The sequence below is a fragment of the Algoriphagus sp. A40 genome (genome assembly GCF_002002735.1).
Lineage (GTDB): Bacteria > Bacteroidota > Bacteroidia > Cytophagales > Cyclobacteriaceae > Algoriphagus.
In genome coordinates this window covers 117,879-130,099 of the sequence record NZ_MUNY01000042.1, presented here as the reverse complement: position 1 = coordinate 130,099, position 12,221 = coordinate 117,879, and the positions used below count along the sequence as shown (strand labels likewise).

Below are 12,221 nucleotides of genomic sequence, written 5' to 3'. Positions count from 1 at the left end.
AGATGACAGAAGATTTGATCACATTCATCGGCCGTTTTCACCCAGTTTGGGTCCATTTGCCCATCGGGTTTTTGATGATTGGCGTGTTGTTGAAGTCTTATGTGGTTTTGCTAAAAAAGCAGAATCTCCAGGAAGCCGTGAATTTCACCCTTTTTTTGGGCGCGGTCAGTGCATTGATTGCCGCTTTGCTTGGTTATTTGCTTTCCCAAAGCGGTGGCTATGAAGGGAATTTGCTGGATAACCATTTGGCTGCGGGTTGGCTCACGGTGGTACTTTCCGGAATTGCCTGGTGGGTGAATAAAAATGAGGAAAGGTTCTCAGGAAAAATCAATTACTCCGTTTTGGGATTGCTTATGCTCACCCTTTTTGTCACCGGACATTTTGGGGGCAGCTTGACTCATGGAGAGGATTATCTGACTGCTTATGCTCCTTTTGGGGAAAAGCAGGAGGAAAGCAAGGGCCGGATTTTGGCAAGTGTGGAGGAGGCGGAGGTTTTCACAGATGTGGTTCAGCCGGTTTTAAAGAGCAAGTGTCAAAGCTGCCACCGAGAAGGGAAAACCAAAGGTGAATTGAATATGAGTTCCTATGAATCTCTGCTGAAAGGCGGAGAAAATGGCCCGGTGATCATTCCTGCTGACGCGGAAAAAAGCGAGCTCATCCGCAGAGTTTCGCTGCCATCTGACCACGATGATTTTATGCCTGCTGAGGGGAAAAAGCCGCTAACCGAAGAAGAAATCCAATTGATCACATGGTGGATTGAAAAAGGAAACGCAGATCCGAAGATTTCCCTGATGGAGGCGGATGTGGAATTAATCAAGTGGGCAAAACCCAAACTGAATATCTTGGGAGCCGAAAAAATGCTGGTCGCAGCTATCGACACACTCCGAATTATGGAATTGGAGAAAAAGGGTTTTCGAGTCAGAATTCTTTCTCAGGAATCAGGGGCCTTGGACATAGTTCTTCCTGAGGAAGCAGCAAGAGGCCAAGTTTCCGAACTTTTGAATGCCCTTTTGCCGATCAAAGACCAGATTTTTTGGTTGAGCTTGGCCGGAACGGGAATTCAGGATTCAGACCTCTCGTTGATTTCGCAATTTTCCAATTTGCATCGACTCCGAATTGAAAATAACCCGATTACCGATTCTGGGATTTCAGCCTTAAAAAACTTAACCAAACTGGAAGTTTTAAATCTGAATGGAACCATGATTAGTGCTGAAGGTTTGGAATTCCTTGCCGAAATTAAGTCATTGAAATCTCTATATCTCTGGAATACCGCCGTTAAGCCGGAGGACAAAGGAGTGAAAGATATGGCTTTGGCAGAGGTGAAGGTGGTTTTTGGAAGTTGAGCTAAGTTCAACCCTTTCAGGGTTGTACTTTCCATGCGCTACGTAAATCCCCCGGTTCCACCGGGGGCTATTGAGAGGTTCGACCACTTCGTGGTCATCTTTAAAATCAATTTCGATTCCAAACATACAACCCTGAAAGGGTCAAACTTTTCAATAACCGCGGATGCAACCCGTGGATAATGGATTTGACCCAGTTCCCCACGACCCCGAAAGGGTGTCGAACAATTTTCGCACTTCACCAACTAAGCGTAGATTAATATCTTTCAACTTTGAGCTTCAAATTGTAGCGAGGTAAAGTCCGTGTCGGTGGGAATTCATATCTGTTTCTTTAACTTACCTCAAGCTTTTCCCTAACAACTATGCAACACGACCGAAGAGAATTTATGAAAAAGTCTGGCCTGGTTGGGCTTGGAGTCATGAGTGGAAGTCTCTTGGATTTGCATTCGAATCCTCAATCAATAAACCCCGCGCTACCTGTGAACAATCAACAAGAACTCAATATGATCGGGTCTTATGGACCTTGGGCTAAAAGCCTAAATCTTGAAAAGTTGCCTAGTCATTCCTTTCGGAATTCAGAAATTACCGATCTAGATGCTTGGAGAGATGCTACCAGGAAACTTGTTGCCGAGCGTATGGGAGCGGTGGATTTGGGCTCGATTCCAAAAGTTGTAGTACACCAAACCGGAAGCTTTGAGGGAGTGGTTTTTGAAGAGATCACTTATCAGTTGCCAAGTGGAAATCCTACCAAAGCAGTGATTTTGAAACCCGAAAACGCCAAGGGAAAATTGCCTGCGATATTGGGACTGCACTGCCACGGTGGGAATAAATTCCTGGGTTTGGACAAAATCTGCAAGACCAAAGCCGACATTCCGTCCTATGTTCAAAATCATCACAACACTTATTACGAAGGAAGAGCTTGGGCCAATGAAGCCGCCAAACAGGGGTATGTAGTGATGGTTCACGATGCATTTGCTTTCGGAAGCAGGAGGGTTTTGGTTGAAGATGTACCTGTCCCTATCCGCCAAGGCATCACAGATTTCAGTCTGGATACCGAAGAGCAGATCGAGACTTATAATTCCTGGGCGTCGGAGCATGAACATATTCTGGCCAAGTCCCTGTTTTGCGCAGGAACCAGCTGGCCGGCGGTTTTTCTGGCAGAAGATCAGATGGCCCTGAGCATCTTGGCTGCCAGAGAGGACGTAGATTCCAGCAAACTGGGTTGTGCCGGGCTATCAGGAGGAGGACTGCGAACAGTCATGCTGGGAGGACTGGATCCGAGGATTTCCTGTGCCGTGGCGGTGGGATTTATGACCACCTGGGTTGATTTGTTGCTTTACAAATCCTACACTCATACCTGGATGACTTATGTGCCGATCCTGCCTCAAGAACTGGATTTCCCTGAAATTCTGGGTTTAAGAGCACCTTTGCCAACCTTGGTTTTGAATGACATCGAAGACCAATTGTTTACCCTGTCGGAGATGGAAAAGGCGGATGAGATTCTCACAGAAGTCTATGCCAAAGCCAATGCCTCAGACAAGTACAAATGCACTTTTTACCCAGGACCCCACAAGTTTGACAAGGCAATGCAGGAAGAGGCCTTTGCGTGGTTTGATCGGTGGCTGAAGGGGTGATTAATTTTGGTCAGCGGTTGTCTGACCACGGTCAACAGCCGTTGTTAGTTCAACTCTTTCAGGGTTGGGACACTCATTTGTAATTTCCTTATCCCCTAGGTTGCACCTAGGGCTATTGAAAGGTTCGACCACTTCGTGGTCATAGCTGAATTCCATAAGATAAACATTCGACCCCGGCAGGGGTCAAACTTCTCAATAGCCATGGGTGCAACCCATGGAAAATAATAAAGAAAGACTTTCAACGACCCCGAAGGGTGTCGAACTTATCTATTCCAACCCATTCACTCCACCCGCTTATTCGTCTTCAGATACCCCATCAGATTCACTATTTCTTCTTGACTCAGGTTTTCAAATAAACCGGAAGGCATCATGGACACATCAGTCACTTCACGGGAAAGGATACCGGATTTGTTGATCAGCACCTGATCCTGACCCACGATTCGAAGGGTGACTTGACGTTCGTTTTCTGAAATGATATTTCCTGAATAGGTCCTTCCGTCCCGGGTATTGATCACCACCATCTTGTAGTCGTCCTGGATTTCTGCTGTGGGTTCGAGCACATTCATCAGGATGTATTCCGGATCTGTCCGGTTGGAACCGGTGAGGTCCGGGCCGATAATTCCCCCTTCACCGTACATTTTGTGACAGCTTCCGCAGGTTTTTGTAAATACTGCTTTTCCGGTGTGAAGATTTGCTGAGGCCAATGTCTCAGGCTTTAGCATCGCGCGGTATTTGTCATAGGCGGCTTGGTTGCTCGGCACTGACTCGATCGGCCCCCAAACTTCGATAAATCCGCTGCCCACCACCCGGAGAAGCTGTCGAGCTACACTTGCAGGAACTTCTGATTTTGCGATTTTTTTGGTTTTGATCTCCTGGGTCAGCATGTTGCCATATCGTGCTCTGGAGGATAAGGTCTGCATGGCTTCAAGTTTTTCCTCGGGGGAAAATTTGGGATAGCTTTCCAGCAGCAACTTACCCAGAGATTCATTGTCAAAGGCAGCTATGGACCGGATAACATCTTTCTTCATTGCCGGTTCCTGAAGCAGGTTGGGGATTTCGGCCACCAATCCTTTTTGCTGTTGTGCGGAGAGTGTTTGAAGTGCTTTTTTTCGCTGATCCATCGGCAGACTCTTATTTTTCAGCGTGGCAAATGCCCGTTGAGTGGCTTCGGTATCCCCGAAAAGTCCGGAAATCTCCAAAGCCAAAGTCTGTTTTTTACCTGCAGATTTTTGGAGTTTTTCGGCGACAGATTTCCAGTTCGCAGGGGTTTTCAGATCGGTTCGGCCTTCCATTCCGCTCAACATTCCCGACATGAGTAGTTCGGTATTCGGTCCTTCCTTGCTGATCAGGGCAACGAGTTTCTCCACCTGGTTTCCATCCACGGCCCGTCGGGCTATATTTTGGGTGACAAAGCTGAGTTTGGAGGTTGGGGCAAGTTCCAGGACTTGCTCCGGATTCCCGGCAAACCAAGGCTCGATGCCGTACCAAAGCATCTTTGGCAGGTTGTGGTCTTTATCGTCCTCCGTGTGCTGGATCAGACTTGAGGCAATCGCCCATTTGTCAGCATTTGGAATCCGCTGCAAAGCCGCAGCGAGGTAAAGCCGAACCACAGGGGAAGCATCTGACTTTGCCATAGATTTAAATTTGGCCAAAGCTTCTGGGGAAGGTTTCATGTCCTCGCAGAGTAGCTGGATGGCCCAAGCCCGGACATAGGGATCTTTGTCAGAAAGTGAAGCAACCAGTTCTTTCTCCGTAAACCCTCCGGTCTGATGGAGCGTCCACATGGCGCGGAGCCTCCAGTCCAGATTTTTATCCGAGGTGAAAATCTTCTTCAATGAGGTATTCGTTTCCGGCTTAAGTTTTTTGTTGACCGCGCGTTTTTGGAGAATTCCCCGGGCCCGACGTGCGTGCCAGTCAGAAGGATTGGTCTGAAAAGCCACCAATTGGGCATCGGTCATCTTATTCAAATCTGTGTACCTACCGGGGAAGTTTTGAGCCAGGGATTTTTCTGGCATAATCCGGAAAATCCTTCCTGTTTCCTCATTCAAGACTTCTTTCCCGCATATGTCAGCATCGTGCCAGTCCAGGGCGTAAAGTCCTCCATCGGGTCCGATTTCCATACTGAAACCCACCCATTGGGCATTGTTGGCCATCATGAATTCATCCCCGTGCTTGCCTTCAAATCCAGAACCTTTGGGGATCAAAATATCCGAAAGGACTCCGTGTTCGTGGATGTTGGCCATGAAGATCCTTCCTTTTTCCTCCTCGGGAAAGGCATCAGATTGATACACTCGGGCCCCGCCGTGCGCCGAACGGTGGCTGTGGTTGGCGATGGTCTTGATGTCCTCGTAGACATAGGGATTGAAATGCTGTCCGCCCTGTCGGTGGTAGATTCCGCCCGGAACTACATGCCAGAGATGCGGGATCACACAGGCACTCATAAAGAGCTGCCCTTTGGCATCGTAGTCAATGCCCCAGGGATTGCTGAAGCCATGGGCCACCACTTCAAATCTGTCTTTGACCGGATGATAGCGCCACACACCGCCGTTGATGTCCACGCCTTCTTTTTCCAGGAGATCTTCGGGAAAAGGGTCTTTGTGGTAATAGAGTTTGCGAGCCTCATCGCCTTTGGGTTTGCGGATTTTGGATGGGGTGGCAAAACCCTGCAAACCGTAAAGCCAGCCGTCCGGACCCCAGTGAAGACTGTTTAGCGTTTCGTGTCGATCGCGAATTCCCCAGCCGGTCAGGAGGATTTCGATGTCATCCATGTCCGCTTTGTCGTCCCCGTCTTTGTCAGGGACAAAGATCAGGTTGGGCGGTGCGCCGATGAAGACACCGTCAAATCCCACTGCAATTGCCGCAGGAAAAGCCAGCCCTTCCATAAAGACGGATTGTTTATCTGCCTTCCCATCTCCGTCGGTATCTTCCAGGATCAGGATCCGGCTGTCTCCCGAATTGGAAAAGCCGTCACCCCGGGATTCATAATCTTTGTTTTCTGCAATCCAAAGCCTTCCCCGGTCATCCCAACAGAAGGCCATGGGCTGGGTCATCATGGGCTCGGAAGCCCAGACATTCACTTTATAACCAGGCTTGATGGTCATGGCATCCACGGCTTCCTGAGCGGTTAGGAATTTTGCATTTAGACCTTCTTGCTGCGCCAGTCCCCATAGTTCAGTGGTATTGTACATGCCTTCCCGTCCTGAGAATTTCCCCCAGGATTCGGTCAGTTTGAGGTCATTTGCTTCTCCGGTATAGACCAGAAGGCGAAGTTTGATGGTCTCGGTTTTCCCTTGTTCGATTACCCAATCCCCGTCTCTCGTGAATGCCGGGCCCAAGCCCAGTTGCCCATCCACGCGCCATTTATTTGGATAGCCGCGGTTTTCCGGATGGTCAAAGATGGCCACATTAGCCCGGTCTTCGCGACCTTCGACGGTCATCCCGACATTGATCCACATGGAAGGTTGGCCCTCGGCCTGTTCGTTTTTTTGGCGTGCTGCATTAAAGATTTCCCCATCGATTCCTTCTTTCCAGGGCATGCGGAGAAAGAGGCTTCCGTAGTCGTATTGTCCGATGGTCACTTCGGTTTTGGCTTCGCCCTTCCACTCGAGATCCAGCGCATATTCCCCATTAACCTCACTCAGGCTCCAGTTTTGGGTTTCCTCCAAAACCGGATTTCCCAAGGAATCCAAAAGCTGATAGATGGTCTGCCACTTCACCTGCTCCCCGGATTCTTCCACAATGTTCAGAGCGACCTTTTTCCAATAATCTCCCTCAGGATGGTGAAAGTAATCCCGGCCATTAACCCGAGTCAAACCCCAATAAAGTCCGGTCTGATGCTTGTGATGCCCGGGACTGTATTCGGTTAGAACTCCCTTTCCGTCAGGGGCAAGAATGGGATGGAGGTAAGGCCGGAAATCTTCAGATGCATGCTGCACGATAATGGGCTCATTTTCTCCCTGCCTGACCACCGAAATGGTTCCTTCAGTTTCATTTTGGATCAATTGAAACTGGGTGGGAGTATCGGAGGATTCTGACTCTTCCGATGATTGCGGCTTGCATCCCAGCAATACAAAAAGGATAAAAAATCCAAACAAAGCGAGAATTCTGGTTCTGGGCATAAGGTCAGTGGCTTTTGGGTTTGAGAGAAAACTGGAATCTCAATTCCGGTTTTGTTCTATTTCTTAATATAGGAAAACCCATTGGAAATAGGTGAATATGGATTTCAATGTGTTTTTCTATCTCAACCTTTCGGGTTTTAGTTGTTTTCAATGGAATTAAGCAAATGGGTTTTTGGTTTTAAGATAAATCTTTTGGACTGACACTCTTTCAACCCCCATTTATGGCAATAGCATTATTAATACTTCTCATTTTTGGGATAATAGTTTACATTTTTTTAAGCCAGCCCAAATTCGGGAAGCTGCCTAAGGGAGATCAATTAGAAAGGATCAAAAACTCGGAAAATTACCGGTCCGGCGCATTCCAAAACCTCAGCCCAACTCCTGACCTTACCGAAGGAGCGAGTTATTTGGGAGTGATGAAGGAGTTTTTATTTGGGAATAAGGCGAGGATGAAGCCCAACGGAAAAATCCCGAGCCTCAAGACCGATCTCCATGGCCTGGACAGAAAGCAGGATGTGTTGGTTTGGTTTGGACACTCTTCCTATTTCCTGCACGTGGAAGGCAGGAGGATTTTGGTGGATCCGGTATTCAGTGGTTCGGCCTCACCCGTGCCATTTGGCACAAGAGCTTTTGAGGGAACTGATGTGTATGCTCCAGAGGATATCCCCGAGATCGATTTTTTGATGATCACTCATGACCATTGGGATCACCTGGATTATGCAACGATTATTGCGCTAAAGCCTAAGATCGGCAAGATAGTTTGTGGCTTGGGAATCGGTGCCCATTTCCTTCATTGGGGCTTTTCACCTGATCAAATCCTGGAAAGGGACTGGAATGAATCCCTTGATTTTGATTTAGACTTTAAAGTACATGTGCTGCCTGCCAGGCACTTTTCTGGTCGGGGCCTGTCGAGAAACAAAGCGCTTTGGGTTTCTTTTTTGCTTGAAACCGCCAAGATGAAAATCTATTTGGGAGGGGACAGCGGCTATGATTCCCATTTTAAAAGGATAGGTGAAAAATTCGGCCCCATCGACCTTGCCATCCTGGACAACGGACAATACGACAAAAGCTGGAAGTATGTCCATATGCTTCCCGATGAAATCCTCCTTGCGGCCCAGGACCTCGATGCTGCTCGCGTGCTTCCGGTTCATTCCGGCAAGTTTGTTTTGTCAAACCATTCCTGGGACGAACCACTGGAAAAGATTGTTCAAAACAACGCAGAGGTCGGATTGAACCTGATTACTCCTTTGATCGGAGAAAAGGTCAGACTTAAGGATACCACCCAGGAATTTTCTGCATGGTGGAGGGAAATCAATTAAGAAATAGGAAATGAATCTGTCGGGTTTTTCCTTTGGAAGGATTAAGTTTGGTAATGAAGCATTTCCTATTCTTCGCTGCATTTAGTTGTTTTCTTGCTCTCTCCGGTTTTTGCCAACAGGATTTCAGGATTCATTCACACAACGACTATTTGAGAAAGGCTCCGTTTTGGGAAGCCTTCGAGGCAGGCGCCGCATCTATCGAAGTTGACGTAATCCTGCAGGAAAACGGTCTGATGGTCGCACATGAAAAGGAAAGCATCCAGCCCGAGCTGACCCTGAAGTCGATTTACCTGGAGCCAATCAGCGAGGCGAAAAAGCAAGGAAAGATCGTTGCATTCGGATTTCACCTTTTGATTGATTGCAAAACTGAAGCCTACGCAACTTTGGATCAGGTGGTCAAAGACGCTTCGGAATTTGAAGAAATGCTTTTTTCCTCCCAAAACCCAAAAGGGCTCAAATTGATTATTTCAGGCAACCGGCCCAAAGTGGAGGATTATGGAAAGTACCCGGAATGGGTGTTTTTTGACTATCAGAGCATGGAGTTGACTTCAGATCTCCCCTGGGAAAAAATCGGGATGGTGAGTCTGAGTTTTAGCAGGTTTTCAACCTGGAAAGGTAGCGGAGGTTTGCCGGAAGAGGATAGGAAAAAGCTGGAGGACTTTATCGCTTTGGTTCACTCCTTCCATAAGCCGGTCCGGTTTTGGGCCTCACCCGATGGAGAAACAGCTTGGAAGACCTTTAATGAAATGGGAGTGGACTACATCAATACGGATCAGCCGGGCAATGCCAGAAAGTTTTTTATGGATTTGTAGGCTGGTTTTATGCAGAGCTTAAATGATCTCTCCATTTTGATGAATCTGAATCGGAATTGATTTCAACCCTTAATTTCGGCCATTTACAAGCCTTCCGTCGCCGGTCCTCAACTTTTAAACACTTTAACATTTTAATTTAAGCAACTGAATTGCAGCTGAAATAATTTTTTGTAATATTCCCTTGATTTTCTGACTATGAGCAAGCGAATTTCATTCGGTTTTATATTTGCCAACTGGATAGTAGGATTGTTTTTAATTTTGCTCCTACCAACTTCAGCAGAAGCTGTTACCACTCTTGACGATAAATCGTATCTCCAGACTTCCAAAAACTTAATCTCAGAGACGGCCAACCTTCCGGAAAGTCCTTCACTCGAGTTTGATTTAAAATTCTTTTTGTCCTCAGGACTTTTCAACAGCATTTTTAATAAACCTTATTCAGGCACTTTGGACTTTCCTGTTTCAAAGTATAATACAATCCCATTTTTTGATGTCAAGCAGACCTTTATTCAGTTTTTTTATACCTGGTAGTTTGAATGCATTTCGGATAACATCTTAAATCATTCAAAATTTTCACTACAACTATCCTTTCTTATGGAAATGAATTTCCAGGGGGTTCTTTGGATCCTCCTTATTGGTATACTCGTGGCGAGTGTACCTTATCTCATTCATCTGGTTAAGGCCAGAAGACAAGAAAAAGACCTTTCGGAATCCTTTCAGGAATTTTCTTCAACCAGAAAGCTGGTTTTGGACAAAGTCCAAAAATGGAGAAACCACTACATGCTTGGCTTGGATTTGAAGCAAAATATTCTGGTTTATTGTCGATTTGGAAATTATCCCGCACAGATGACAATCAATCTTAACGAAGTCGATCATACCTCCATTGATGCCCACTACGAAGAGGTAATTTATGGCAAGTCAAAATTGAAAAAATTGGAATACCTCGATATTCTCCTCCATTTCAAAGACCGAAACAAGCCCACAAAAAGTATTACCATCTTTGATGAAAGACAAATTCGCAGGATGGTGGATGAGCAATTTATTGCGGAGAATTGGGTTTTGACCTTAAACCGACATTTGAATTCATCTGAGGATAATTCTAAACTTCGGTTGGCGATGTAAGTCTTTTCTAAATTGGTTTTCTTAATGATTTGGGATTTGCTTTTGGCAAATCCCATTTTCGTTTTATTGGAAATTGCTTATCCAAATCACTTTTGCTTTTACCTTCAATTCCAACTTATTCAATCGCCAACTTATGGATTTTGCCGTCAAAACTGCAGACATATAATTCTTGATTTTGATCTATACCGAAAGAGGAGACAGAAGAAGTCTTTACAAGCTCTTTATTAACAGGATTTGATGGATTGGAAATGTCCAGACTCCATACACTTCCGGAAGCAAAATCCGCATAGATGTATTGCCCGATTAATTGTTTGAGGATTGTGCCCCGATACACAAAACCTCCGGTGATGGAGACACCTTCCGAACGGCCATATTCAAATACAGGCACCTCAAGTCCGGCCGTATTGCAGCCAGAAGAAGGCTTAAAGCAGTGCGTCCCTTCCATGGTATTCCAACCATAGTTTCCGCCCTTTTTTATGATATCGATTTCTTCATAAGCGTTTTGCCCAACATCCCCAGTCCAGAGTTCTCTGGTTTTTGAATCAAAGCTGAATCGCCATGGATTACGAAGTCCATAGGCGTAGATTTCTTCACGAAAGCCTTCCGAATTTCCTGCAAAAGGATTGTCAGCAGGTATCGCATATTTCAAACTTCCCTGTTGCTTGTCAATGTCAATTCGGAGAATACTTCCCAAAAGGGTCTTCCTGTTTTGTCCGTGGCCTTGTGGATCTCCACCACTGCCTCCATCACCCACAGCAATGTATAAGAAGCCATCCGAACCAAAGGAAATCTGTCCACCATTGTGGTTGGAGAAAGGTTGTTCAAATTCCAATACTACAAGTTCGCTTGCGGGATCTGCCTGATTGGGATTAGTCGGAGAAACCTTAAATCTGGAAATGACTGTTCTGTTTGGACCAGAGGCGGTATAGTTCACAAAAAAATAGCCATTGCTTTCAAAATTAGGATGAAAAGCCAAGCCCAACAAGCCTTCCTCATTTCCGGAGTCATCGACTTTTTGTTCGATGTTCAAAAATTCGGACTTGGCAGTAGCTGCCGAATTATTTTGAAAGACTGAAATAACTCCCCTTTGTTCCGCAACAAAAAGCCGGTCTGAATTGTCTCCTGCATGTTGTAAATCTACTGGTCTTGTAAAACTCAAGTTTGGAAAAGCCTCAACGATAGTAACAGTTCCATTCTGTAGTGGCGGTTCATTGGAGTTGTCCTGAGAACAGGCTGTGGTGTTGATAAAGATTAAAACAAGGAGAATAGCGGAATAAGCTTTCATAGTATCAAGGGTTGTTTCCGGATGTATAATTGCCAAACCTCAAAAACAAGGGTTGGGTTTTGATTCCTATCTACGAAAATTGGCTGATTATGAATGAAATATAATTGGATGAGGTCTGGATAAAAATAATATTTCCAGTGATGATCTACCCAATCGCGCTAATTCAACTGCCTAAATAATAAACAATGTGTCCAAAAGCTCTTAGAGGTTGAAGGACAAGCGGTTCAATCAAATAATTCCGATAAAGACTGGATTGGTAAGTAAGTAGGTGTATAAAAACAAGAAAAGCCATCCAAACAAATGGATGGCTTGGTGGGCCCAACTGGATTGTTTTCGAACCATTTGAGAGAAGATATATGGAGAATTTTAAATCTCGCTAGTGAATTTGACATTGAATAGTAATACTGATAAATGGTGCCGTGGCATCGAATTGGTTTCAAGTCGATACCAATTTTGGTTTTGACGCATGATTTGGTCGTTAAAAGAAGAAACGCTGTTCTATTTTGGGCGAGAGCTTTTCGATGCTTTGAATTTAGGGTGCGGGGTGTGCCTGAATTCCGGAACAAGGTTGCCCTTTGTCCTCCGGGCGGCCAA

At 45.8% G+C, this 12,221-nt stretch carries 8 protein-coding genes; 6 read left to right on the top strand and 2 right to left on the bottom strand.

Annotated features, from left to right (window positions below):
* Positions 1-2 precede the first annotated feature (2 nt).
* Positions 3-1,343, top strand: coding sequence for a c-type cytochrome domain-containing protein (locus B0E43_RS26950; protein WP_077347583.1), 1,341 nt, complete (start codon positions 3-5; stop codon positions 1,341-1,343).
* A gap of 383 nt (positions 1,344-1,726) precedes the next feature.
* On the top strand, positions 1,727-2,974 hold the full coding sequence (locus B0E43_RS26945) for a dienelactone hydrolase family protein (protein ID WP_254423365.1): 1,248 nt from the start codon (positions 1,727-1,729) through the stop codon (positions 2,972-2,974).
* Between the two features lie 281 nt (positions 2,975-3,255).
* Here the strand turns inward: B0E43_RS26945 and B0E43_RS26940 are convergent, their stop codons facing one another.
* Entirely contained in the window at positions 3,256-7,092 is a 3,837-nt protein-coding gene (locus B0E43_RS26940) for a PVC-type heme-binding CxxCH protein (RefSeq protein ID WP_077347581.1), read from the bottom strand.
* 221 nt (positions 7,093-7,313) lie between these two features.
* On the opposite strand from B0E43_RS26940, the gene B0E43_RS26935 reads away from it, so the two are divergent.
* The 4 genes from B0E43_RS26935 to B0E43_RS26920 all read left to right on the top strand — a co-directional run bounded on the left by B0E43_RS26935 (position 7,314) and on the right by B0E43_RS26920 (position 10,342).
* On the top strand, positions 7,314-8,411 hold the full coding sequence (locus tag B0E43_RS26935) for an MBL fold metallo-hydrolase (RefSeq protein WP_077347579.1): 1,098 nt from the start codon (positions 7,314-7,316) through the stop codon (positions 8,409-8,411).
* Between the two features lie 53 nt (positions 8,412-8,464).
* On the top strand, positions 8,465-9,223 hold the full coding sequence (locus tag B0E43_RS26930; protein WP_077347577.1) for a phosphatidylinositol-specific phospholipase C/glycerophosphodiester phosphodiesterase family protein: 759 nt from the start codon (positions 8,465-8,467) through the stop codon (positions 9,221-9,223).
* Between the two features lie 195 nt (positions 9,224-9,418).
* Positions 9,419-9,751, top strand: a complete 333-nt coding sequence (locus B0E43_RS26925) for a hypothetical protein (RefSeq protein WP_077347575.1) — start codon at positions 9,419-9,421, stop codon at positions 9,749-9,751.
* 63 nt (positions 9,752-9,814) lie between these two features.
* Positions 9,815-10,342 (top strand): hypothetical protein, encoded by a 528-nt coding sequence (locus tag B0E43_RS26920; protein WP_077347573.1) that lies wholly within the window; start codon positions 9,815-9,817, stop codon positions 10,340-10,342.
* Between the two features lie 115 nt (positions 10,343-10,457).
* Here the strand turns inward: B0E43_RS26920 and B0E43_RS26915 are convergent, their stop codons facing one another.
* A complete protein-coding gene (locus tag B0E43_RS26915; protein WP_077347571.1) occupies positions 10,458-11,627 on the bottom strand; it encodes a sorbosone dehydrogenase family protein in 1,170 nt (389 codons plus the stop codon).
* Between the last annotated feature and the right edge of the window lie 594 nt (positions 11,628-12,221).